The following is a 24,401-nucleotide window of genomic DNA, read 5'->3' as shown; positions in this document are numbered from 1 at the left end:
GTTAGAAAAAATTCGCCACCGAATCGCAGGGAACAAAATGATCGGGCGGTTCAGATCCCTGCTTGCCCATTGGACCCGCGGCATCCGGCGGCGGCTGGCCGGTGACCGATACCACCCGGAAGAGCACTATATGCGCGGCCCCGGGCCGAAGACTCGAGCCAAGTCCGCCGGCCGTGCGGGCACCAGCGGATCATGATGCACCGACCGCCGCGCGGCGCAAATTCGGCACCATCGCAACGCCCGCTTGCCGACACCAGGGCGCCCGATGAAGGCGACGGCGTCGACACTTCGCCAAGCATTTCCGACAGCATCGCCAAGACGACCTGCTACATGTGCGCCTGCCGCTGCGGCATCGACGTGCACATCAAGGCTGGCAAGGTCCGCTACATCAACGGCAACAAGGACCATCCGGTCAATCGCGGCGTGATCTGCGGCAAGGGCAGCTCTGGCATCATGCAGCACTACAGTCCGGCCCGGCTGAAAAAACCATTGCTGCGCACAGGCCCGCGCGGCTCGGGAGAATTTCGCGAGATCGAGTGGGAGGAAGCCTTCTCGATCGCGACCGAACGGCTATCGGTCATCCGCCGGACCGATCCGAAAAAACTTGCCTTCTTCACCGGTCGCGACCAGTCGCAGTCGCTCACCGGCTGGTGGGCCAGCCAGTTCGGCACGCCTAACTTCGCCGCGCATGGCGGCTTCTGTTCGGTCAACATGGCGGCCGGCGGCCTCTATACGATCGGCGGGTCGTTCTGGGAGTTCGGCGAACCCGACTGGGACAACACCAGATACTTCATGCTGTTCGGCGTCGCCGAGGATCACGATTCCAACCCGATCAAGATCGGCCTCGGCAAGCTCAAGGCGCGCGGTGCCAAGGTGGTTTCGATCAATCCGTGCCGGACAGGCTACAACGCCATTGCCGACGACTGGATCGGCATCCGACCCGGCACCGATGGCCTGTTCGTGTTCGCCCTCATCCACGAATTGCTGAAGGCCGGGCGCGTCGATCTCGACTATCTCCTGCGGTACACCAATGCGCATTTGCTCGTCATCCAGGAGCCGGGCGCGGCGGATGACGGCCTGTTCGTGCGTGACGCCGGCGGCAATCCGCTGGCCTGGGACAGAGTTGCGAAGAGACCGGTCAGCGCCACCGATACCGAGGCCAAGCCTGCACTGACGGGCAGCTTCACCGTCGACGGTCGCCGCTGCGTACCGGTGTTCCAGCTCATCGCCGACCGCTATCTCGATGAGAGCTACGCACCCGACGCGGTGGCAGAGCGCTGCGGCATTCCCGCCGACACGATCCGCAGGATCGCCGCCGAACTCGCGCATGTCGCCTTCGAACAGACGATCGAATTGCCGGTCGCCTGGACCGACTGGGCCGGGCGCCGGCACGAGACGATCAAGGGGCGGCCAGTGTCGATGCATGCCATGCGCGGCATCTCCGCCCATTCGAACGGCTTTCACACCTGCCGCGCCGTCCATCTCTTGCAGGTGCTGCTCGGCACCGTGGATGTTCCCGGCGGCTTCCGCTTCAAGCCGCCCTACCCGAGATCGGCGCCGCCGGGCCCAAAGCCTTCAGGCAAGACCGTCAAGCCGATGACGCCGCTCGACGGCATGCCGCTCGGCTTCGTCTGTGGGCCGGACGACCTTTTGGTCGACGACGCCGGCATGCCTGTTCGCATCGACAAGGCCTATTCCTGGGATGCGCCGCTGGCGGCACATGGCCTCATGCACACCGTCATCCGCAATGCGTGGGCCGGCGACCCGTACCCGATCGACACGTTGATGATGTACATGTCGAACATGGCCTGGAATTCCTCAATGAACACTGTCGAGACCATGGCCATGCTGACCGACCATGACGAAGCGGGCAACTACAAGATCCCCTTCATCATCTATTCCGACGCCTATTATTCCGAGACGGTGCCGTTCGCCGATCTCGTGCTGCCGGACACAACCTATCTCGAACGCCATGATTGCATCAGCCTGCTCGACCGGCCGATCAGCCATGCCGACGGACCAGGGGACGCTATCCGCCATCCCGTCGTCGAGCCGGATCGCGATGTCAGGCCGTTCCAGTCGGTGCTGATCGAACTCGGCGCGCGGCTTGGCCTGCCGTGCTTCGTCAATGACGATGGCTCGGCCAGATACCGCGACTATGCCGATTACATCGTCAACCATGAGCGCACGCCCGGCATTGGCCCGCTTGCTGGCTGGCGCGGCAAGGATGGCGCCTCGTTTGGCAAGGGCGAGGCCAATCCGGACCAATTGCAGCGCTACATCGACAATGGCGGCTTCTGGCACCACGATTTCGCCGAGGACCAGCGCTACTACAAGATGGCCAACCGCTCCTATCTCGACTTCGCGGTGCAGATGGGCTTCATCCCCAAGGCTGAGCCGGTCGTCTTCCAGCTCTATTGCGAGCCTCTGCAGCGCCTCAGGCTGGCCGCACGCGGCCATGGCCGCGTGGTGCCGCCAGAGGGCGACCGCCGGCGCATCGAGACCTATATGGACCCGCTGCCGTACTGGTACATGCCGTTCGAGGAAGCGGCCGTCGATTTGCAAGACTATCCGCTGCACGCGCTGACGCAGCGGCCGATGCATATGTATCATTCCTGGGGCTCGCAGAATGCGTGGCTGAGACAGATCACCAGCCAGAACCGGCTGTTCGTGCATCACCGGACCGCCGCTGGTCTCGGTCTTGTCGATGACGACTGGGTGTGGATCGAAAGCATCAACGGCAAGGTCAAGGGGCAGATCAAGCTGGTCGACGGGGTGAACGAAAGCACGGTCTGGACCTGGAACGCGATCGGCAAGCGGCGTGGCAGCTGGGGGCTGAAGGATGACGCCGCCGAATCCAATCGCGGCTTCCTGCTCAACCACATCATTGGCGACCAGACTTCGGCCGACGCCAACGGCAAGCGCTATTCGAACTCCGATCCGGTGACCGGTCAGGCGGCGTGGTTCGACCTGCGCGTGCGCATCGTCAAATGCGCGGCCGAGGAAGCCGGCTTCACCGAGCCGCAATTCGAACGTTTCCAACAACCGCCTGGCTTCGAACCCTCACCCGACAGACTGACCTTCGGCGCTGAGTTCCGCCGGGCAAGGGAGGCGGCCGAATGACCTGTCTGCCAAGTCAAAGCGGCAAGAAGCTCGGCCTCGTCATCGATCTCGACACCTGCGTCGGCTGCCAGGCCTGCGTCACGGCCTGCAAGGAATGGAACACCGGCGGCCACATGGCGCCGCTGACCGACATCGACCCCTATGGCGGCCATGTCGACGGCGTCTGGTTCAACCGCGTCCACAGCTACGAACACACCACCGAGATGGGCGGGCGGACCGTGAACTTCCCGCGCTCCTGCCTGCATTGCGAGACGCCGGCCTGCGTCACGGTCTGCCCGACCGGCGCCTCCTACAAGCGGGCCTCGGACGGCATCGTGCTGATCGACGAGGACAAGTGCATCGGCTGCAAATTGTGTAGTTGGGCCTGCCCCTATGGGGCGCGCGAATTCGATCGTGATGTCGGCGTGATGAAGAAGTGCACGCTGTGCGTCGACCGCATCTACAATGACAACCTGGCTGAGGAAGACCGCGTGCCGGCCTGCGTCGCCGCTTGCCCGACCAGCGCCCGGCATTTCGGCGATCTCGGCGATCCCGCGTCGGCCGTCTCGCAGCTGGTGGCGGAGCGTGGTGGCGTCGACCTGATGCCGGAACTCGGCTATCACCCGACCAACAAATATCTGCCGCCGCGCGCCCACACCAAGCGCGCCGCATCGGTGGCCGCGCCGGCACTCGAAGCGGTGCGGGCCGAAGGGGGCTTCCTGGGCTGGGTCGACCGCATGCTTTCGAACTGACATCCATGCACCCAGCCTTCTCCGTCGTCTTCTTCACCACCGCGACCGGCGCCGGCTACGGGCTGCTGGCGCTGCTTGGGGTGCTCGGAGGCTTCCAGATCATCCCGCCCGATTTCTGGTTGGGCCTCATCGGCATGGGCCTGGCGCTCGGCCTGATCGTGGCCGGGCTACTGTCCTCGACAGGCCATCTCGGCAGACCCGAACGCGCCTGGCGAGCGTTCTCGCAATGGCGCAGCTCATGGCTGTCGCGCGAAGGCGTTGCCTCGGTCATCACCTTCGTTCCGGCGGGCCTGTTCGGCATCGGCTGGGTGTTTTTCGGCCGCAGTGGCGGCTGGGTGGCCATCGCCGGATTTCTGGCGGCCATCGGTGCGGTCGTCACCGTCTGTACCACCGGCATGATCTATGCGTCGCTGAAGCCGATCGCCCAGTGGCATAGCCGCTTGACTCTGCCCGGCTACCTCATTTTTTCGGCGACGACCGGCAGCGTGCTGTTGAACGCGCTGCTGCAGGCATTTGCTCTCGGCTCGAAGACGCTTCTAGTGGCCTCGGTGTTGTTCAGTCTGCTCGGCTGGGGCTGGAAGCTGGCGACCTGGCGCTACAACGACCGGCTGGAAATCCCAACCAATGCCAACACCGCGACGGGGCTCGCCGGCGGCACGGTACGATCGCTGGAATGGCCGCATACCGAAGAGAATTATCTGCTCAAGGAGATGGGGTTCCGCATCGCGCGCAAGCACAGCGCACGCCTGCGCCAGATCACCCAGGTTCTGGCCTTCGCTTTGCCCATCCTGTTGCTGGCCGCCGTATTTGCCTCGCCGTGGCCCTTCGCGGCGCTGCTGTCGCTGCTCGCGGCCGGCGTCCAGTTCGCCGGCATGCTGGTCGAACGCTGGCTGTTCTTCGCCGAGGCAAAGCACACTGTGACGCTCTACTATGGACGCTGACCTCAGCCCGGTCTGAGCATCGACCGTGAAATCGCGAAAATGCGCTCGGCGCCGAGCATGTAGGCCATCAGCGTGTCCAGCCGGAACAGCCCGGCATAGGCGCGATCGAGCACGTTGAGCGAACCGGTATAGGCGCCGAAGGCCGGCATGATCATGCGGCCGCCATCGCCGGCAAAGCAGCGCCGCCGCACCGAACGCCCACGTTGCACGATGCGCGCGCACGGATGCAGATGACCCGCTATCTCGCCTTCGACACGTTCCTTCGATGGCTCATGCCGGAACAACAGCGAGCCTATGGCAAGTTCGCGCACCGTCTCGCCGGGCAGGTCGGCGGGCGCTTCCGGATCGTGATTGCCGGCAACCCAGAACCAGTCGCGGCCGGATATCAGCGCTTCCAGCCGTTCGCGGAAGCTCGCATGCATGCGCTCGGCGCCGCCGCCATCGTGGAAGCTGTCGCCCAGGCTGATGACGATGGATGGCTGGTAGTCAGCGATCACGGCCTGCAGTCTCAGCAACGTCGCACCGGTGTCGTAAGGCGGGATCAGCGCGCCGCGCCGCGCCAGCGACGAACCCTTTTCGAGATGCAGGTCGGAAACGGCCAGAAGCCGCAGATCCGGAAAATAAAGCACGCCGCGCCGGTCGCAGACCGCACGCTCGCCGGCGATGCCGACAAGGTCGGCCTCGGCGATCAGCGACGTGCGCGCCAGTGAAAAATTCATCTCGAAATCAGTCTCATCTTTGGCCCATCGCCTCCTCGACCAGATCGGCGGCTTCCATGAGCAGGGACTCGTTGGCGCCGCCATTCACCAATTCCTTGCCGATCTCCAGCATGATCGGCACGGCCAGCGGCGATATCTGCTCAAGATGCTTATGCATGATTCGACCGCGGACACGCGAGAGCATCTCGGCAAGTCTGCTGACATCGAGCAGTCCCGCCGATGCATCGGTGCGCGTCGCCTGCAGCAGGATGTGGTCCGGCTCGTGGCTGCGCAGCACATCGTAGATCAGATCGGCCGACACCGTCACCTGGCGGCCGCTCTTCTCTTGCCCGGGAAAACGCTTCTCGATCAGTCCGGCGATGACCGCGCAGGTGCGAAACGTCCGCTTCAGCATCCAGCTGTCGTTCAGCCAGGCCTCGAGGTCGTCGCCGAGCATGTCCTCGTCGAACAGGGCGGCCAATGACGGCTTCTTCGCCTTGAACAGCGCCGCCATGTCGTCCAGCGCCCAGACGGCCAGCGAATAGTCGGTGGCGACGAAGCCGAGCGGGCGGGCGTTGGCGCGCTCCAGCCGCCGCGTCAACAGCATGCCGAGCGTCTGGTGCGCCAGCCTGCCTTCGAAGGGATAGGCGACCATGTAGTGGCGGTTGCCCCGCGGAAAGGTCTCGACCAGAAGGTCGCCGCGCTTCGGCAGCACTGACTTTTCCTTCTGCAGCCGCAGCCAGTCGGCGACCTGCTCGGGCAGCGCCTGCCAGCGGTTGCTGTCGGCCAGCATGCCGCGCACCTGGTCGGCGAGATAGGTCGAGAGCGGAAACTTGCCGCCGGCATAGGACGGCACGATGATGTTGGCGCCGGCGCCGTTGGAGACGACGCATTCGTTCTCGCGGATGCCCTCGAAGCGCAGCACCTTGCCGGCAAACAGGAAATTGTCGCCGGGGCGTAGCGTCTCGGCGAAATACTCCTCGATCTTGCCCAGCACCGGCCCGCCGCGCCCAGCCATGCCACGGCCCTGCCTGACATAGCGGACATTGAGTTCCGGCATTTCGACAATGGTGCCGACATTCAGACGGTATTGCTGGGCGACACGCGGATGCGAGACGCGCCAGAGCCCGCCGACCGTCTTTCGAATGCGGGCGTAGCGCTCATAGTTCTTCAGCGCGTAGCCGCCTGTGGCGACGAAATCGACGACACGGTCGAAGGTCTCGCGTGCCAGTCCTGCATAGGGCGCGGCACTGCGTACCTCTTCGAACAAATGGTCGGCATAGAAGGGCGCCCCGCAGGCGACGCCCAGTACGTGCTGCGACAGCACGTCGAGCGCGCCGGTGATCAACGGCGGCGTGTCCTGCGCGCCGAGATAGTTGGCGTCGAGTGCGGCACGGCATTCCAGCACCTCGAAACGGTTGGCCGGAATAAGGATCGCCTTGGACGGCTCGTCCATGCGGTGGTTGGCGCGGCCGATGCGCTGCGCCAGGCGGCTCGCGCCCTTCGGCGCGCCGACATGCACGACCAGGTCGACATCGCCCCAGTCGATGCCGAGATCGAGCGTCGACGTCGCGACGATGGCGCGCAGCGCATTCTCGCCCATCGCCTTCTCGACCCGCCGGCGCTGGCCGACATCGAGCGAACCGTGATGCAAGGCAATCGGCAGCGAGTCCTCATTGGCCCGCCACAGTTCCTGGAACAGCAATTCGGCCTGGCTGCGGGTGTTGACGAACAGCAGCGTCGTGCGGTGCCTTTTGATCGCCTCGTAGATTTCAGGAATAGCGTATCGGGCCGAATGGCCGGACCACGGCACATGCTGCTCGGAGTCGAGAATGGAGATGTCGGGCTTGGCTCCGCCGGCCACGGTGATCAGGCCGGCCATGGCGCCTGGCGGATTCTGGCCGACCAGCCAACGCCGCAATTCGTCGGGCTCGGCGACCGTAGCCGACAAGCCTATCGTCTGCAGGCCAGGCACGTAGCTGCGCAGCCGCGCCAGGTCGAGCGCCAGCAGATGCCCGCGCTTCGACGTCACCAGCGAGTGCAGCTCGTCGAGCACGACATAGCGCAGATCCTCGAAGAAGCGACGGGCATCGGGCGCCGCGATCAGCAGCGCCAGTTGCTCGGGCGTGGTGAGCAGAATGTCGGGCGGCACCAGTTTCTGGCGCTGACGCTTGTGCGACGGCGTGTCACCGGTGCGCGTCTCGATGGTTACAGGCAGGCCGATCTCTTCAACCGGCTTGCCGAGATTGCGCTCGATGTCGACCGCCAGCGCCTTCAGCGGTGAGATGTAGAGGGTATGGATGCCGCGATGCGCCTGCCCCGGCTTTCGCCTTGGCCGGTTGGCCAGTTCGGTCAGCGAGGGCATGAAGCCGGCCAACGTTTTGCCGGCCCCGGTCGGGGCGATCAGCAGCACCGATTGCCCGCCCTGGGCCCTTGCCAGCAATTCGATCTGGTGGGCACGCGGCGACCAGCCTTTCTCGCCGAACCACCTGATGAATGGTTCGGGCAGGGCTACAGTGGCATTCTGTTCGGCAAGGCGCGGCTGCTCTGTCACGCGCCAGAGGTAGCGCGAAGGCAGGCAATCGCCAAGAAGAATCGGAACAAAAGGGGATCGTTCTTCCCTTCCCCCTTATGGGAGAAAGGACCGCCTCTCACTTCACGGCCGCCGAAACCCGGTCGGGCCGCCATAGAGATAGCCGATGCGGGCGATCGCCTCCTTCAGCCCTTCGCGCGACACCAGCATGGTGTGGCCATTGGCATGGATCATGGTATCGGCGTCGGTCATGACGGCGACATGGCCTTTCCAGAAGACGAGGTCGCCGCGCCGCAACCCGGTGTAATCGGGGCCAGGATCGAGCGGCTCGCCGAGAGTCGCCGCTTGCATGTCGGAATCGCGCAGCACGTCGCTTCCGGTCATGCGCATCGCCAGTTGCACAAGGCCCGAACAGTCGATGCCGAAACCCGAAGCGCCGCCCCACAGATAAGGTGTGCCGAGAAACATCTCGGCCACCGCAACATAGTCGGCGGCCGCATCACCGACAGGCCGCAGATGGCCGGCGATGATCGCCTCGCCGGAAGGCAGGACGGCATAGTGCGTGCCGCGCGTTTCGGCTGCACCCGTCACCGCAACCGTCGATCCCATCGACAATTGTCCGGCGATCGGAAACCGCAGATCCGGCGCAGGGTAGAGGAAAGTGCGCGGCACCGACACGATATGGGTCGCCGCCTGATCCCGCCCGCCCAGCATGGTATCGGCGACGTAACCGACATAACCATCGCGCTCGGCCTGGATCCAGGCCCAGCCTTCGGCGACCTCGAAGACGAGTACATCATCGCCCAACAGGGCTTGGGTGTTGACGCCGGCATCCGGCCGCGGCGCTTTGCGCACATCGGCCACGGACGCGGTGATCCGCGCCGGCCGGCCGGCGACGAAGCGGTCGGCGGCAACCTCGCCCTTCAGCCGCGCATCGGCAAGGTCGGAACGGAAAGCGTGAAGGCGGGCATCCCTGGCGGTCAAATCAGCAACTCTGCTTTATTATGTTGACGCATGATCTTGTCCGAAAAACTGGTTCCCGCTTCTTGCTGCGCTGACCTGCGGTTCGGGATCGTGCTTTAGATGGGCAATTCGTGGGCCTTGGCAATGATACCATCGCCGAAGCGCTCGACAAAGAGCGCGCCCTCGACGGTACGCCTGATCAGAACATTGCGCTTGTCGAGTTCGTCGCGATGGCGCGACACCAGCTTCAACGCGCCCATCGTGTCGAGCGCACGGGTGATCACCGGCTTGGTGACATTGAGGCGGGCGGCGAGCCCGCGCACCGTGTGCGGCGGCGGATCGAGATAGATGGTGAACAGGATCGCCGTCTGGCGGATGGTCAGGTCGGGCGCGTCGTCGCGTACCTGCGACAGCATCACTTGCTGCCACAGTCGCAAGGCCTGGCTGGGGCGCATGGCAATCGACATCCGAGCAGCATGACGGCAAATTGTTTCGGTTCCGTTTCAGTTTCTGCAATTTGCCGGCTCTGCTTGTCGCTATCAGCCAAAGCGTTTCGAGATGATCCGCTCCAGCGCGCGAATGCCTTGCGCCTCGCCGCCCGCGGGGCCATGCGCACGGTCGGCGGGGTTCCAGGCGAAGATGTCGAAATGCGCCCAGCCGGCGGTCTTTTCGACAAAGCGCTTGAGGAAGAGTGCCGCCGTGATCGAGCCGGCGAAACCGTCCGTGGTGACGTTGTTGATGTCGGCGATCTTCGACGACAGTTTTGCATCGTAAGGCCGCCACAACGGCATGCGCCACAGCGGATCTTCGGCGGCGACGGAAGCCGCCGCCAGGTCGGACGCCAGTGCGTCGTCGCCGGTATAGAAGGGTGGCAGGTCGGGGCCGAGCGCGACACGGGCTGCCCCGGTCAGCGTCGCCATATCGACCAGAAGCTGCGGTTCCTCCTCGTCGGCCAAGGCCAGTGCATCGGCCAGCACCAGCCGCCCCTCCGCGTCCGTGTTGCCGATCTCGACGGTGATGCCCTTGCGGCTCGTCAGCACGTCGCCCGGCCGAAAGGCGTTGCCGGCGATCGAATTCTCGACCGCGGGAATGAGCACGCGCAGACGCACCTTCAGGCCGGCGGCCATGATCATCGAGGCGAGACCAAGCACATTGGCCGCGCCGCCCATGTCCTTCTTCATCAACAGCATGCCGGACGACGGCTTGATGTCGAGACCGCCCGTGTCGAAACAGACGCCCTTGCCGACCAGCGTCACCTTCGGCGCGCCTTGCTGCCCCCATCTCATGTCGATCAGGCGCGGCGCGCCGGTCGACGCGCGACCGACGGCATGGATCATCGGGAAATTCCGATCGAGGAGATCGTCGCCCTTCACCACCGAGATTTCGGCCTCGTGCGCTGCGGCCAGGCTCCGCACCGCCTTCTCCAATTCTTCCGGACCCATGTCGCTGGTCGGCGTGTTGACCAGATCGCGTGTCAGGAAGACGCCATCGGCAATGCGGCGAACGCGCCCGGCATCGACGCCGGCCGGCAATACGAAGCGCAGCGCCTTGCCGGGTTTCTTGCCATAACGGGTAAAGGCATAGCCGCCGAGCACCAGTGCGGTTGCCGCCAACTCCGGCTCGGCCGGCGCGGAGGCGAAATGCCAATCGCCTTCCGGCAAGGCTTTCGACAACGCACCAAGAGCGAGTGCGCCCTCGCCATCGCCGATACCGAACAAGGCGCCGCCGAGGGCTCCCTTTTCGCCGGGCACGACCAGCGTCCTGCCTGCCTCGCCTGAAAAGCCGTTTGCCCTGGCCCAGGCGACCGCGGCAGGCGCAAGACCGGCTGCTTCCAGCCCATCCCTGGCGACCAGATGGACCGGCAGCGCGCCCGGCAGTTTCTTTTCGACGAGTTCGACAGGCATTCGATGTTCTCCGTGCGGCGCCCTTGAGTCGCCATTCTTAACCGTCCGTTAGGGTTAACAGAATATTTCTTCGGGAGGGAAGATGGCCACGCAATGGCCGCGTATGAATGGAGGCCCGGTGCCGATGCCGACCAACCGCACGATCAATGCCACGGGAAAACGGTTCATCACCACGGCGCTCGTGCTGGCGCTCGCGGCCAGTGTCGCCGGTTGCGCAACCGACAAGTTCACCACCGGTTCGATCGGACGCAACAGCGGCAAACCGCTGGAGGCCATGTCGGGCGGGGAACTGCACACTGCAACGGCGGCACTTGGCCAATCCTACGCCAGGAACCCCACCGACAAGCGTATCGCCACCAATTATGCGGCGGCGCTGCAGATGGATGGCGACGCCGACCAGTCGCTCGCCGTGATGCGCAAGCTGGCGATCGCCCTGCCGAAGGATCGCGACGTGCTCGCCTCCTATGGCAAGGCGCTGGCTGCCAATGGCCAGTTCGAGGCCGCACTGGACGCCGTGCGCCGCGCCCAGACACCGGAATATCCCGACTGGAGGCTGGTATCGGCCGAAGCGGCCATTCTCGACCAGATCGGCCAGAAAGACGACGCGCGCCAGCTTTATCGCAAGGCTCTCGAACTAAAGCCGAACGAGCCTTCGGTGCTCTCCAATCTCGGCATGTCCTACGTGCTGGAAGGTGACCTGCGCACCGCCGAAACCTATATGCGCTCCGCCGCGCAGCAGCCGAACGCAGACAGCCGGGTGCGCCAGAACCTGGCGCTGGTCGTCGGCCTGCAGGGCCGTTTCGACGAAGCCGAGAAGATCGCCTCGCAGGAACTCTCGCCCGAACAGGCACAGGCGAACGTCGCCTATCTGCGCCAGATGCTGGCCCAGCAGAACGCCTGGAGCCAGCTCAAGGACCAGGACAAGCCAAAGTCTGCGACCAACTAGATCTCGTCGCGCCGAACTCGCTTTAAGTCTTTGTTGATGCATGTCGTTGGCCCAATACCGCTGCGTTCTTGTGCGACATGCTATGGACGACAATCTGCGACAACCTTGAAATGAAGAAGCCGCGCTACGTTCAGCGCGGCTTCTTCATTTCTGATGCGGGACGAGCCTCGCCTCTATTGCGCTGTCGATGATGGTGCCGAACGATCGCCGAAGATGCCGCGCTGGCTGACCTGAATGCCGGCGGGGCCCAGAATGATCGCGAAAAGCACCGGCAGGAAGAACAGGATCATCGGCACGGTGAGCTTCGGCGGCAAGGCCGCCGCCTTCTTCTCCGCCGCGTTCATGCGCATGTCGCGGCTTTCGGCGGCCAGCACGCGCAGTGCATGCGCCACCGGCGTGCCGTAACGTTCGGCCTGGACGAGTGCCTGCGACACCGACTTGACCGATTCCAGGCCGGTGCGGCTTGCCAGGTTCTCGTAGGCCTGCCTGCGCTCCTGCAGATAGGAAAGCTCGGCGTTGGTGAGGATGAATTCTTCCGCCAGCGCCACCGATTGCGCGCCGATCTCGTCGGCGACCTTGCGCAGGGCCGCTTCCACCGACATGCCCGATTCGACGCAGATCAGCATCAGATCGAGCGCATCCGGCCACGCCATCTGGATCGACTGCTTGCGCTTGGTAGCGCGGTTGTTGACGTAGACGACCGGAGCGTAGAAGCCGCCATAGGCAACGAGGATGCAGACGAACACCCTGATGACCAATGGCTTGTCGGGCAATCCTCCGAGTACGAAGGTGTAGATTGCGCCCAGCGCGAAGCCGACAAAAGGAAGCACGAGACGGAAGAAAAGAAACCGCGTCAGCGGGTTCTGTCCGCGAAAGCCGGCGACCTTGAGTTTCTGCAATGTGCCCTCATCGGCGAGCGCGCGCCTCAGATCCAGCCGGTCGACAATGTTGCGCATACCAACCGACTGTTCCTCGCGCAGGCCCTTGCGACGGCGATCCGCTTCGACGGCAAGCCGGGCGCGCTGCTTGGCACGCAGTTCGTCGCGTTCCAGCGCGACGGTTTTCATGCGTGACTTGAGCTGGTTTCCGCCAAACGCCGGCAGCAAGGTGAAAACGGTCGCAAACACCGCTATGGCGACCAGCATCGCGATCAGGAAGCTCGGATCGGTCAGGGATTTGATGACTTGGTCGGTCATGCCAGCATCCTAGACTTCGAAGTTCATCATCTTGCGCATCACAAAGATGCCGATCGACATCCAGACCGCCGAGCACCCAAGGATCAGGTGTCCAACGTTGGTGACGAACAGCGGCATCAGGTAGTTCGGGCTCGACAGGTAGACGAGAAACGCAACGATGAAAGGCAGCGCACCGATGATGGCGGCGGACGCTTTCGCTTCCATCGACAGTGCCTGGACCTTGGCTTTCATCTTCTTGCGATCGCGAAGCACGCGCGAAAGATTGCCCAGCGCCTCGGATAGGTTGCCGCCAGCCTGCGATTGAATCTGGATGACGATGCCGAAGAAGCTCGCCTCCGTGCAAGGCATGGTTTCGGGCATGCGCAAGGTCGCATCGGGGATCGACAGGCCCATCTGCTGGGAATCGACGATACGACGAAATTCGGTCTTCACCGGTTCGGGAGATTCGTTGGCTATCAGGCGCACCGCGTCGTTCAGCGGCAGGCCGGACTTGACTGCACGCACGATGATATCGAGCGCGTTTGGAAATTCGTTGAGGAATGCCTTTACGCGGCGGGCGCGACGAAACGAGACGAACCAGCGCGGCAGGCCGAGTGCGCCGGCCAGCAGCACGCCCGGCAGAACGAGCCGCGGCGCTCCGGCCACAAAGGCAACCATCGTCAAAGCGAGGCCGCATATGGCGGAGTATATATAGAAGCGCTCGACGGTGATCTTCAGGCCAGCCTGACGGAGTTGGGCTTTCAGCGGTGGTTTCTTGACCCTGCTGTCGTTGGTTTTCTGCTTTGCGTCGAGCTCGTTCAGCGAATCCTGAACCGACTTGCGCCGCTTGACGGCTTCCGCCGCGCGGTCACGCGAGGCCTTGACGACGGAGCGATCAGTCTCGGCGGACTTGATCGTTTCAAGCCGCTTGCCGACCTGTTTCTCGTTGCTGATCCGGGTGAACAGGAATGCATAGGCGACCGCGCCGGCGCTAAAGCCGGCGAGCACGACAAACGCCAGTACTGTGCCGTCAATTCCAAACATTGGCCAGAACCCTCACGCCGTCAGTCAGCGCGTTTCTCCATCGCTTCGAGCGCAGTGGCGAGGCGCTGCTCCTCGCCATAGTAGCGAGCCCGGTCCCAGAAATGCGGACGACCGATGCCGGTCGATACATGCTCTCCCAGCAGCCTGCCATTGGCGTCCTCGCCCTTGATGTTATAGAGGACGATATCCTGCGTGATGATGACGTCGCCCTCCATGCCGATCACCTCGGTGATGTGGGTGATGCGACGCGATCCATCGCGCAGGCGCGCCGCCTGGATGATCACGTCGATGGAGCCGACGACGATTTCGCGCACGGTTTTCTGAGGCAGCGAATAACCGCCCATCGCGATCATGGATTCGATACGGTTCAGGCACTCGCGCGGGCTGTTCGAGTGGATCGTTCCCATCGAACCGTCATGGCCGGTGTTCATCGCCTGCAGAAGGTCGAACACCTCGGGTCCGCGCACTTCGCCGACGATGATGCGCTCGGGACGCATGCGCAGGCAGTTCTTGACCAGGTCACGCATCGTTACCTCACCCTCGCCCTCCAGATTGGGCGGGCGGGTTTCGAGGCGCACGACATGCGGCTGCTGCAATTGCAGCTCGGCCGAGTCCTCGCAGGTGATGACGCGCTCCTCGCGGTCGATATAGTTGGTCAGGCAGTTGAGCAGAGTCGTCTTGCCCGAGCCGGTACCGCCCGAGATGACGATGTTGCAGCGAACACGACTGATGATCTTGAGAACTTCGGCTCCCTGCGGTGAGATGGCGCCGAACCTGACCAGCTGATCCAGGGTCAGCTTGTCCTTCTTGAATTTGCGGATGGTGAGCGTGGCACCGTCGATGGAGAGCGGCGGCGCGATGACGTTGACGCGTGAACCGTCGGGAAGACGCGCGTCGCAGATCGGGCTGGATTCGTCGACACGGCGGCCAACCTGGCTGACGATGCGCTGGCAGATGTTGAGGAGCTGCTGGTTGTCGCGAAAGCGGATGCCGGTCTGTTCGACCTTGCCGTTGACTTCGATGTAGACGTTCTTGGAGCCGTTGACCATGATGTCGGCGATGTCATCGCGCGCCAGCAACGGCTCGAGTGGCCCATAGCCGAGCACATCGTTGCAGATGTCCTCGAGAAGTTCCTCCTGCTCAGCGATCGTCATCGCGAAATTCTTGATCGCGATGATGTCGTTGACGATGTCGCGAATTTCTTCGCGTGCGCTTTCGGGATCAAGCTTGGAGAGCTGCGACAGATCGATGGTGTCGATGAGCGCGGAGAAAACCTGGCTCTTGGTGTCGTAATAGGATTCGCTCTTTTCGCGTTGGACCCGCTTCAGGTCCGGTGCCGATGACGGCGCATCGATTGTGCGGCGCGCCGGCGGCGCGACAGGTGCGCTTGGCGGAGGCGCAGCGGGGCGGGCAAGCACCGCCGTATCCGCAGAACTTACGGCCGCCGGCGCAACCGGGGTCGGTGCCGGCTGGCGAAATTCCGGCGTGAACCGGTTTCCGTCGTCGCTGCCTCTTTTACCAAACATGATCTGCTACCGATTCCACCGCTGAAACGTCATTTCTTGTTGCGCGAGAGCCTGCCAAGCAGATTGCCAAGCCCTGCCTTCTTCTTCGTCTTGATTTCACTGCGCCCAGTCAGCACGTGCGCGATTTCGTTGATCATCGCGACAACCGAGTTCTTGGCATCCATTTCGCCAAGCATGCGCCCGTTGTTGGCGGCATTGCCGAACAGCAACGGATCAAAGCCAATGACCGACATTGGCGTCAGGCCGAGCGGCTCGGTGAAATCGGACGGTGAAATCTCCGGGCGCTTGGGGACGCCGGCCTGGTTGATGATCAGCTTCGGCGGCGGGTCGTTGGGACGAAGCCGCTTCAACATGTCGACCATGTTCTTGGTGTTGCGCAGATTGGCCAGTTCCGGCGTCGCCGTGATGACGATCTCGTCGGCCTTGATCAGCGTGTTCTTGGTCCAGCCCGTCCAGGCATGGGGAATATCGAGCACCAGTAGCGGCACGCTGCGCTGGGCGGTGTCGATGAGCTGCGCGAAGGCTTCGGGATCGAAGTCATAGACCCTTTCGAGCGTCGAAGGGGCTGCCAGCAGCGACAGGTGTTCGGCGCACTGGGTCAGCAGACGGTCGAGATATACTTCATCGATGCGCTCCGGCGAAAACACCGCCTCGGCGATGCCTTGCGCCGGATCCCGGTCGAAATTGATGTTGGCCGTACCGAAAGCGAGGTCGAGATCGGCGACGACCACCTCGGATTTGAACAGGGTGGACATCGCCCAGGCCACATTGTGGGCAATCGTGGAGGAACCGACGCCGCCCTTGGCGCCGACAAAGGCGATCGAGCGGCCGAGCGGCTCGGCTTCCGGATCAATGAAAATCGACGACACCACGCTGACGATGTCAGCCATCGACACAGGTGCGATCACATATTCGGAAATGCCGGAGCGGATGAGCTCGCGATAGAGACCGACATCATTGTAATGACCTATCACCACCACCTTCGAGGTCGGATCGCAATATTCCGAGAGCTGGGCGAGTTGCTCCAGCAATTGCTTCGGCTCGCTGCGCGATTCCAGCAGGATAAGATTGGGCGTCGGCGCCGACTGATAGAATTCGATGGCGGTGGGGACGCCGCCCATATGGACCTTGAGATGCGCCTTCGTCATGCGGCGGTCCTCGCCGGCGCGCTCGACCGGATTTGCAACGCCCTCGGTCTCGCAGAATGCCTGGATCGAGATGCGCGGGATCGGCCGCAATGCCTGCATCGCGGCGATGTCTTGCTGCGAAGTATCGCTGCCATCCACCGGGGCGTCGTAGGCAAGGTTGCTCATGATCATACTCTTTCGCGTGGCCTGTTCTGTCCGAGACGGCGGCTCAGAAATCTACTTCCGAATTGCTAAGGAACTCGCCCGAGATGCCCCTCTGACGGTAGACATCGATCACCGCGCCGCGATTTTCAGCATCGATGTCGGTAGATTTGCGCGGGCCGAGCAGATCGGCCGGGTTGGCCATCTGCGCGGCGAGATTGTTCTGATAGGAGCAGCCGAAGTCGGCATAATGCTTGTTTTCCGAGGTCTCGACCAGGTCAGCTGGCCAGCGTCCGCATTTGTCGGTCTGGGCTCTGACCGAGACAAAGGAGACGCGAACCGGCGAGGAGATCTCGCTCGAGGCGGCCTGATAGGAGGTGACGACGACCCGGTTGCGCTTGACACCGGCGGCGACCGCGAGCCGGGCGAAATCGCGGGCCGCCGCCGTCGCGGCGACCTCGTTGGCCGACCCGCTCGGGACCTGGATCGTCAGCGTCGGGGCGGCACTCTTGTCATAGCTGTCGAGGAAGCCCAGAAGCGTGTCGCGCTGCGATCCGGTCATGCCGCGATCGCCGGCGCCGACAGGCAGGTCGATCTTCTGGTTCTTCTCCGCGATCACGATCGGATGATTGGTGCGATAATCATCCGGGATCGCACCGACGGTGACGCTGTCGCGATTGGCGCAGCCGGACAGCAGCGCCGCTACCGCAATTGCCAGGACCGGAACGGCTCGCCCGCAAATCCGCGAACGGCCAAAGCGCATCGTCGTGGCGATGGTGCTTGCCTTCAATGCTGACTGAGACATGTCCGCTCCCGCCTATTTGTAGATGAAGCCGACAACGCCATGGTAACGGCCGTTGGGCTTGTCAGTCTGCATGGTGCCGTAGACGCGATTGACCCTGCCAAGGAACATGGCGGCGCCATCGCTGGCAGCGTTGAAATTGTCGTCCGGCTTGGCAAGGTCGTTGCGTGCCACGGGCCGTGCGAGATACGGCGTGATGATGATCACCAGCTCGGTTTCGTTGCGCACGAAATCCCTGCTGCGGAACAGCGCGCCGAGGACCGGAATCTTTGTTAGTCCGGGCAACCCGTTCACGGCTTGCCTGACATCGTCGCGAACCAGGCCGGCGATCATCATGGAGCCGCCCGAGGGCAGTTCAACGGTCGTATCGGCAAGGCGCTTGCGCAGTGACAGGGCATTCATGCCGGGGCTGGTCACGCCACTGGAAAACGAAACCGACCCTTCCGTTGTCGGCTCGGAAACCGAGGTTCTGACCTTCAGGCTTATGCGGCCGGGAGACAACACCACCGGCTGGAATTCCAGACCGATGCCGTACTCGATCTTGTCGACGCTGTAGGTCTTCAGGCCGGTCTGGTTGTCGGTCGATACATTCTGGGAGACGCCGCTCACCATGTTGTATTCACCACCGACCTTGAAGGTCGCCTTCTCGCCGGACACGGCGGTCAAGGTCGGCTCAGCCAGTGTCTTCATGACGCCGGACTGCTCCATGGCGTTGATATAGGCCTGCAGCCCCGAGGCGCCGATGTTGAAGCCCGAATTCGACAGCTGCTTGCCGAGGCCGGTGAAATTGTCGCTGACCGCGCCGTAGCTGATGCCGTTGCTGCCGCCACTGCCGACCATGTTGACGCCGAGCTGCTTCATCACCGAGCGGCTGACTTCGGCGACCGTCACCTTCAGCGTGACCTGATCGTCGCCGATGATCTGAAGCAGGTTGACGATCTTGCTGGTGCGGCGTTCCTGGTCCGGATTGTCGATCTGGACACCGTTCTGGGCCGAACCGCCGGCCGCGGTCTGCGAATATTGTCCCGTGGTCGCTTCACCGCCCGACACGAAGATCGTCGCCAGGTCGACGGCGCGTTTCGCGTCCAGCGGCGTGTCGACCGTCCCTGTCAGGACGACGTTGTCATTCAGCAGTTCCACCTTGATTGCCGACGTTGGAATGAAGCGCTTGATATAGTCTTCAAGGCCGGCAACGTCGCGTTCGACAGCCAGATCCAGGCTGACGATCTGCTCGCCATTCGGACCGAAGACAAAGATGTTCGTCTCGCCGACCGCCTTGCCGAACAGATAGATACGCCTTGCGGTGCGGGTCACCGCATCGGCAACCGCCGGGTTGGCGACGAGAATATCGTAGGCATCGCTCGGCAGGTCGATGACCACCGACTTGTTGAGGCCAAGCTTGACGCGCTGGGTTGCCGTCGATGCAGTGACCTGCGCGTTCTTTGCCTCGACGACGCCTTGCAGATTCGTCCCGATGAGCAGCAGGCTGAATGCCGCGGCTACAATTGCCGGCAGTTTACCACTTAGCCTCATTTCCTTGCCCCCACTTCGGAAACTTCGCCCGACTTGATCAGCCTCACCGTTCCCCTGCGGCCATTGCCGGAAACGAGATAGTCGGCCTCGCCCAGGTTCTTTTCCTGGGTGTCCGCGACCGCCCGCAGCGCCAGGGTCAGGCGATCCGCCATCTGCTGGGCAACGGTGATGATCTCCGCCTGACGCGGTGTCAGTTCCAGCGTGGCTGTCTGGCCCACCCTGGTCTTCTTGCCTTCCTCGTCCTCCTGAATGGTCTGGTCGATTGCCAGGACGCGGATGTTCTTGAGGATGGTTTCAGTGTTGAAACTGGTGGCGCCGCCGCCGCTGGCATCGCCCCTGCGGGTCATGATGACATCGACGAAGTCGTTGGGAAGAATGAAGCCGCCGGCCGACGTGTCGGCCGAGATGGCGGTGGCGACCGCCCGCATGCCGGAAGGCAGGATCGACGACATGAAGCTCTGCCCCTCGCCGATCAGCTTGGAACGCCGCAGAGGCTCTCCGGCGTACATCGCCACGCGGGCAACGGAGCCCTTCAGCTTTTCCAGCGCCTCTGGCTCGGCGGTGCGGGTGATGAAATTCGCGTTGATGCCGTCGGCGGGCCAGGATTGCCAGGCGATGTTTTTCTCGAGCGGACTGCCCATCGGAACGTCGCCCGAAAGCACTAGCACATCCTGCAGCGACACCGCCGGCGCCTGGGGCCCGGAATCGACGACGATCTGGGGCGGCGGTGCCACCATGTTCTTCGCGACATAACCGGCACCACCCGCCGCGGCCACCGCCACGCTCAGAATTATCAATCGCGATGCTGGCATCTGTCCGAACCCTTGCCCTGGCAAACCACGTAGCCAAGCCGGACTTTGCAGCGGCAATCGTCAAAACAAGGTTAATGTAATGCTTACGATCGTGATTAATTTAACGTTTACATAAATTAGCCGGAATGTGGCCTGACCGGCCAAAACGGGCCGTCCCGGCGTTGTCGAAAGCCGGCTGCGACAATGCTGGTGGATAACCGAAATCGGATCGTGTTCAGGTCGCCAGCCTGGTCAGCGCCCAGACCATCAAGGGCGAATCCGGATAGGTCAGCAACCCACCAAGGCCAAGCGCGATGCCGTAGGGAACCCCATTTGACTCTTCGGCGAAATGGCGCAGAAACGGATTTTGGCCGGTAACGGCCGCAAGCAGCGATTTCCGGTAGAGGAGGATGGCGAGCGTCAGCAGGCCGCCGATGATTGTTGAGACCACAAGATATTCGACGAGATGTATATTGAGACCCATCCACATCGCGGAGGCGGCCAGCAGCTTGGCGTCGCCACCACCCATGCCACCCATTGCAAACAGGCCGAACGTCACGGCCAGGACCAGGGCGCCAGTGGCGATATGTCCGCCATAGGCTGCCCATTCCATACCCGTCAGTGGCGCAACCAGCGCGAAAACAACAACAAGCAGCACCGGCACGCGATTGGCGATCGTCATCGACAGCATGTCGGAGATCGCGGCAAACAGCATGCAGAACGGAAACACGACGAAGATCAGGGCTTCAAGCATCGGCGCTATGCCTATTGTCCGATTTCACAGGGCTCAATCTAGCCATGTTCGATTAACGATTGGTGAGGCCCGGAACGAAAAGGCGACTGGTATTGGCAGCGGAATAGAGAAGGGCCGCCACGCGGCAGCCCTTCTACAGAACGTGATCCGAGCGCTCAGCGCTCAGCGCTCAGCTATGCGGAATATTAGCTGCCGCTGCTGTTCAGGGTGTTTCCGATAGCCAGGAACTTGGTGTTGAGTGCATTGCCGAGCGCGCCAGCGCCAGTGATGATGGCGAGCGCGATGAGAGCGGCGATCAGACCATATTCGATAGCGGTCGCGCCGGATTCGTCCTTCACAAAACGTGCGATGAGATTAGACATTCGAGAGCTCCTACTCCACGTGTTACAGCACTTCCGTCAACTTCTGCGTTGGTTGATCGGATACTGGCAATCTAGGGAGAAGCTCTTTCGATCGGCTTAATAAACAGCCTTACCGATTCCTTTCCCGGTTCGAATATATTGCGTGGTTAACCCAGCACTAAATGCCGGCCGGCCCCATCCGTTTGCAGGGGTCGATGGTGGGGAGATCGCGCTCCGCAGGCAATCAAGTTGGCACGCCGCACCCTTCTGCTGGGGTGTCCGCTTAACCGTTGGTTCACCAATCTCGTTCATGTTCCGTTGATCAGTCTGCTTGCGTGGAGCGCCTCAATGGCCCAGCCGAGATCGTCAATCGTGATTGCTGCGCTTCTTGTCGCCGCGAGCTTCGTCGCGCCCGCCATGGCCGGGGCCGGCATCGAGGTCACGATGAACCAGGCCAAGATCGTCAAACTGTCGCGTCCCGCCGATACGATCGTGGTCGGCAATCCGGCAATCGCCGACGCTTCCGTACAGGACGCCTCGACGATCGTGTTGACCGGCAAGGGTTTCGGCGTCACCAATCTGGTCGTGCTCGATACGGACGGCAGCCCGATCGTCGACGAACAGGTTACCGTCGTGCGGCAGGCCGCCTCGTCGGTGCGTATCTATCGCCGTGCAGAAATACAGACCATGTCCTGCACGCCCTATTGCGAAAGCTCCTATAAGAGTGATGCGGAGAAATCCTCCGAGGCTGAGATGAACGGCACCCGATAGGATGGCGCGGTGGAATGCCGTTCAGGTTATCGGCTGGTTAAGACGCCATCGACGACTTTAACGATCATTCAAACCGGGCCTCAATTGGTTTGCGCTAATACGCCTTCCGAGACCGCATAGAGATCGGCAGGATCAGACATGAGCAAGGAATTCGGCTCCGCAGACGAGCACAAAGCGAGACGCCCAAGGTTTTTCGCTCGCTTCCTTCGCGACCGGCGCGGCAGTACGGCAATTGAATTCGGAATCCTTGCAATCCCGTTTGCGCTGCTTGTCTTTGCCATTCTGGAAAGCTGCATCGCATTTGCCGGCCAGGAAGTGTTGTCCAACATCACCGACGATGTCGCGCGCCGCTTGCGCACCGGCCAGTTAAGGGCAGCCGACGTCGCCGGAGACAATTTGAAGAACATGATCTGCAACAAACTGGAGATCATCGTCTCGCAGGATTGTCCCAATCAGCTGGACGTGGATCTTCGCCAATATACGACGTTCGCCGCCGCCGCCGCGGCCGGCTTCAAGATACAGGCTGGCCAAGTCGTCCTGACCAACGGCGGCGCCAACCAGTCCTTTGCCGTTACGGCGGGTGCTGCGGAATCGAAGAACATGCTGCGGGTCTTTTACAAATGGCCGATCATGACCGATCTACTGGCCCAGTCGATGGGCGGCAACAAGACCCTGCATTTCGCGTCGGTAACCTGGCAGAACGAGCCGTTCGACAATTGAGTTCGAGGCGGATGCACGAGCAGTAAAAGAAAGAGGGCAATGGGCATGATGCGTGCGGGGGCACATCTCAAGACTTCAGGAATTTGGCGCACAGCAATTCGATTCGGGTCCGATCGCCGCGGTATCGCGGCAGTCGAGTTCGCCTTGATCATGCCTCTTCTGCTGGCCATGTATTTCATCACCATGGAGGCGTCACAAGCCATCGAGACCAGCAAGAAGGTCAGTCGTCTCGGCAGCATGGTGGCTGATCTCGTCACCCAGCAGACGACAGTCGTCAAGGCGGATATCGACGCCATCATGGCGATCGGCGCCGTCACCCTTCAGCCCTACAACCGCTCGGTCCCGAGCATCACCATCACGGCCATACAGGTCACGACCGACGCAACGCCGCTGGTGCAAGTGGTGTGGTCGCGCAAACTGGTCAATGGCGTCGCCAGCACTGGCCCCACCACCACCACGGTTCCAGCAAAACTCAAGGTCGCCGGCACCTTCCTCATTCGCGTCGACAGCACTCTTGGCTACAAGCCGGTCATCACTTGGTCGGCGGGCAGCCAACAGAAGCTTGGATTGACCACGGCTTTCAACGCCCTGACGATGGGCGAGTCCTACTATCTGCGTCCGCGTAGAAGCGTGACGATCCCTTGCGGCGATTGCTGAACCGGGACCGCTGAGCCGCTCGCAAAACCGCTCCAAAGCCTCGCGTTACTGCCCCGGACCACTGCCCGCGACGAAGCGCACGACAGCGGCGGCCATGTCGTAATCCTTTGGCACCACGATAGCGAAGCCACCGGAATGCTTTGATTCCAGGAGATCGTAGATGTCTGGCGTCATCGACTTGAGGTTGGTGAGGAAGACGGTGAGCCGGCGCTTGGCTTCCGGATCGAGGTCGCTGCGGACGGCGTGGGGACCATATCTCAGCAGGCCTGACGCCCATACGACCTGAAGCGCCGCTGCCGAAAGTCCCGCAGCTTCGAGCCTCGCCTGGGTGCCCGATGCCTGCGCGCCTGAGGCTTGAGTGCCCGATGCTTCCGGCCGGCCGTCGGCAGCGGCCGTTACCCAGCCGAACAGGCTATCGGCCTTGCCATCGAGCAGCATCGTTTCCGCCGCCGCAGCCGACTCGGCATGGACCAGAAATGGTGCATCTTGCGCAATCTTGCGGCCTTCCGCAGTCAACGCCGCCAATGGCAACAGAGAACCGCCGACGCTGTCCGAAGGGGCCATGGCGATGCGATGGCTTTCCATTGCCGCCAGATCAGGCAGCTTGCCGTCGCGCGTCAAGAGAACGGAGCGGATGCCGATCGCGCCGTCAAAATCGACCGGAGCCACAAGCGGCTCGATGCATCCGCAGCGTTGCGACGCCGTCGCGTAGGCGGTCGCCGAATAGATCGCGTATTCGATGCGGGCATTGGCCTGCGCCTCGATCAGCGCGGCATAGTCGCGGGCGACGACAATCTCGACCTTCATCCCCAAGGCCTTGGTATAGGCGTCGGTCAACCGTGCCAGCCCCGGAACGGTGTTGCCGGCGCCTGGCTCGGCAACAATGCCGATGCGGAACGTGCCGATATCATCGCGCCAGTCGGCATGCGCCGGATTGGACCAGAGCGCACCCTGCACCAGCATGAGAGCGGCGTATGCCTTCAGGGTAACCCTCATGACAGAACCGCCGTCTGCTTTCCTTGATCCATGCCCTTGCCCGCCGCATCGTTGCGACATGCCAAAACCGCCACGCACCATGCATGTCGTTGCCCCAAAAGCGCCGCGCACTTTTGGGCGACATGCATTCTCAGTTTATGCGTGTCGTTGCCCCAAAGCCGCG

General features: G+C 62.6%; 22 protein-coding genes. 7 read left to right on the top strand and 15 right to left on the bottom strand.

All coding sequences use genetic code 11. The features are described 5' to 3' along the window. Nucleotides 1–192 precede the first annotated feature (192 nt). Genes AC1DYW_RS05525 through AC1DYW_RS05515 form a run of 3 tightly spaced genes read left to right on the top strand, consistent with a single transcriptional unit; the run spans nt 193 to nt 4,795 of the window. Complete coding sequence (locus tag AC1DYW_RS05525) at nt 193–3,123, top strand: molybdopterin oxidoreductase family protein (protein ID WP_477225351.1); 2,931 nt, start codon at nt 193–195, stop codon at nt 3,121–3,123. Continuing rightward, the gene (locus AC1DYW_RS05520) at nt 3,120–3,854 is read left to right on the top strand and encodes a 4Fe-4S dicluster domain-containing protein (protein ID WP_477225350.1); all 735 of its coding nucleotides are present in this window, start codon (nt 3,120–3,122) and stop codon (nt 3,852–3,854) included. Before AC1DYW_RS05525 ends, AC1DYW_RS05520 begins: the two co-directional genes overlap by 4 nt. Nucleotides 3,855–3,859: 5 nt before the next feature. Next, complete coding sequence (locus tag AC1DYW_RS05515) at nt 3,860–4,795, top strand: dimethyl sulfoxide reductase anchor subunit family protein (protein ID WP_477225349.1); 936 nt, start codon at nt 3,860–3,862, stop codon at nt 4,793–4,795. Between the two features lie 2 nt (nt 4,796–4,797). Here AC1DYW_RS05515 and pdeM read toward each other — a convergent pair whose 3' ends face one another. From pdeM to AC1DYW_RS05490, 5 genes are all read right to left on the bottom strand, one after another. Continuing rightward, the gene (gene pdeM, locus AC1DYW_RS05510; RefSeq protein WP_457151529.1) at nt 4,798–5,514 is read right to left on the bottom strand and encodes a ligase-associated DNA damage response endonuclease PdeM; all 717 of its coding nucleotides are present in this window, start codon (nt 5,512–5,514) and stop codon (nt 4,798–4,800) included. Nucleotides 5,515–5,527: 13 nt separating this feature from the next. Then, nucleotides 5,528–8,047, bottom strand: a complete 2,520-nt coding sequence (locus tag AC1DYW_RS05505; protein ID WP_477225348.1) for a ligase-associated DNA damage response DEXH box helicase — start codon at nt 8,045–8,047, stop codon at nt 5,528–5,530. Between the two features lie 102 nt (nt 8,048–8,149). Next, nucleotides 8,150–9,010 (bottom strand): C40 family peptidase, encoded by an 861-nt coding sequence (locus AC1DYW_RS05500; RefSeq protein ID WP_477225347.1) that lies wholly within the window; start codon nt 9,008–9,010, stop codon nt 8,150–8,152. Between the two features lie 95 nt (nt 9,011–9,105). Continuing rightward, nucleotides 9,106–9,456 carry a MarR family winged helix-turn-helix transcriptional regulator gene (locus AC1DYW_RS05495; RefSeq protein ID WP_258591658.1) on the bottom strand — a complete coding sequence of 117 codons (351 nt, stop codon included), beginning with the start codon at nt 9,454–9,456 and terminating at the stop codon, nt 9,106–9,108. A gap of 72 nt (nt 9,457–9,528) precedes the next feature. Beyond that, on the bottom strand, nt 9,529–10,893 hold the full coding sequence (locus AC1DYW_RS05490; RefSeq protein WP_477225346.1) for a leucyl aminopeptidase family protein: 1,365 nt from the start codon (nt 10,891–10,893) through the stop codon (nt 9,529–9,531). A gap of 124 nt (nt 10,894–11,017) precedes the next feature. Here AC1DYW_RS05490 and AC1DYW_RS05485 point away from each other — a divergent pair, with 124 nt between their 5' ends. After that, on the top strand, nt 11,018–11,839 hold the full coding sequence (locus tag AC1DYW_RS05485) for a tetratricopeptide repeat protein (RefSeq protein ID WP_457151535.1): 822 nt from the start codon (nt 11,018–11,020) through the stop codon (nt 11,837–11,839). A gap of 173 nt (nt 11,840–12,012) precedes the next feature. On the opposite strand, the gene AC1DYW_RS05480 is transcribed toward AC1DYW_RS05485, so the two are convergent. From AC1DYW_RS05480 to AC1DYW_RS05440, 9 genes are all read right to left on the bottom strand, one after another. After that, a complete protein-coding gene (locus tag AC1DYW_RS05480) occupies nt 12,013–13,035 on the bottom strand; it encodes a type II secretion system F family protein (RefSeq protein ID WP_457151533.1) in 1,023 nt (340 codons plus the stop codon). Nucleotides 13,036–13,044: 9 nt separating this feature from the next. After that, nucleotides 13,045–14,058, bottom strand: coding sequence for a type II secretion system F family protein (locus tag AC1DYW_RS05475; protein ID WP_477225345.1), 1,014 nt, complete (start codon nt 14,056–14,058; stop codon nt 13,045–13,047). 20 nt (nt 14,059–14,078) lie between these two features. Beyond that, on the bottom strand, nt 14,079–15,584 hold the full coding sequence (locus AC1DYW_RS05470) for a CpaF family protein (protein WP_477225344.1): 1,506 nt from the start codon (nt 15,582–15,584) through the stop codon (nt 14,079–14,081). A gap of 29 nt (nt 15,585–15,613) precedes the next feature. Further along, nucleotides 15,614–16,897, bottom strand: coding sequence for a CpaE/TadZ family protein (locus tag AC1DYW_RS05465; protein ID WP_457153295.1), 1,284 nt, complete (start codon nt 16,895–16,897; stop codon nt 15,614–15,616). 43 nt (nt 16,898–16,940) lie between these two features. Then, nucleotides 16,941–17,678 (bottom strand): CpaD family pilus assembly protein, encoded by a 738-nt coding sequence (locus tag AC1DYW_RS05460; RefSeq protein ID WP_457153294.1) that lies wholly within the window; start codon nt 17,676–17,678, stop codon nt 16,941–16,943. Nucleotides 17,679–17,690: 12 nt separating this feature from the next. Next, nucleotides 17,691–19,208, bottom strand: a complete 1,518-nt coding sequence (locus tag AC1DYW_RS05455; protein WP_095082367.1) for a type II and III secretion system protein family protein — start codon at nt 19,206–19,208, stop codon at nt 17,691–17,693. Then, nucleotides 19,205–20,020, bottom strand: a complete 816-nt coding sequence (cpaB, locus tag AC1DYW_RS05450; protein WP_457153293.1) for a Flp pilus assembly protein CpaB — start codon at nt 20,018–20,020, stop codon at nt 19,205–19,207. The genes AC1DYW_RS05455 and cpaB overlap by 4 nt, the downstream gene beginning before the upstream one ends. A 214-nt stretch (nt 20,021–20,234) precedes the next feature. Then, nucleotides 20,235–20,753, bottom strand: a complete 519-nt coding sequence (locus AC1DYW_RS05445; protein ID WP_095082371.1) for an A24 family peptidase — start codon at nt 20,751–20,753, stop codon at nt 20,235–20,237. 185 nt (nt 20,754–20,938) lie between these two features. Then, nucleotides 20,939–21,115 carry a Flp family type IVb pilin gene (locus AC1DYW_RS05440; protein ID WP_184877599.1) on the bottom strand — a complete coding sequence of 59 codons (177 nt, stop codon included), beginning with the start codon at nt 21,113–21,115 and terminating at the stop codon, nt 20,939–20,941. 327 nt (nt 21,116–21,442) lie between these two features. Here AC1DYW_RS05440 and AC1DYW_RS05435 point away from each other — a divergent pair, with 327 nt between their 5' ends. The 3 genes from AC1DYW_RS05435 (at nt 21,443) to AC1DYW_RS05425 (ending at nt 23,242) form a co-directional block, all read left to right on the top strand. Next, nucleotides 21,443–21,865 (top strand): pilus assembly protein N-terminal domain-containing protein, encoded by a 423-nt coding sequence (locus AC1DYW_RS05435; RefSeq protein WP_095082375.1) that lies wholly within the window; start codon nt 21,443–21,445, stop codon nt 21,863–21,865. Between the two features lie 138 nt (nt 21,866–22,003). Then, nucleotides 22,004–22,585 carry a TadE/TadG family type IV pilus assembly protein gene (locus tag AC1DYW_RS05430; protein WP_477225343.1) on the top strand — a complete coding sequence of 194 codons (582 nt, stop codon included), beginning with the start codon at nt 22,004–22,006 and terminating at the stop codon, nt 22,583–22,585. Nucleotides 22,586–22,630: 45 nt separating this feature from the next. After that, nucleotides 22,631–23,242, top strand: coding sequence for a TadE/TadG family type IV pilus assembly protein (locus tag AC1DYW_RS05425; protein WP_477225581.1), 612 nt, complete (start codon nt 22,631–22,633; stop codon nt 23,240–23,242). Between the two features lie 45 nt (nt 23,243–23,287). Here AC1DYW_RS05425 and AC1DYW_RS05420 read toward each other — a convergent pair whose 3' ends face one another. Next, nucleotides 23,288–24,238 (bottom strand): phosphate/phosphite/phosphonate ABC transporter substrate-binding protein, encoded by a 951-nt coding sequence (locus tag AC1DYW_RS05420; RefSeq protein WP_457153983.1) that lies wholly within the window; start codon nt 24,236–24,238, stop codon nt 23,288–23,290. Nucleotides 24,239–24,401 lie beyond the last annotated feature (163 nt).

This window comes from Mesorhizobium sp. P2_D5 (assembly GCF_056404355.1).
Note: the sequence above shows the minus strand (reverse complement) of the source record. Positions and strands in the feature narration are given on the sequence as shown.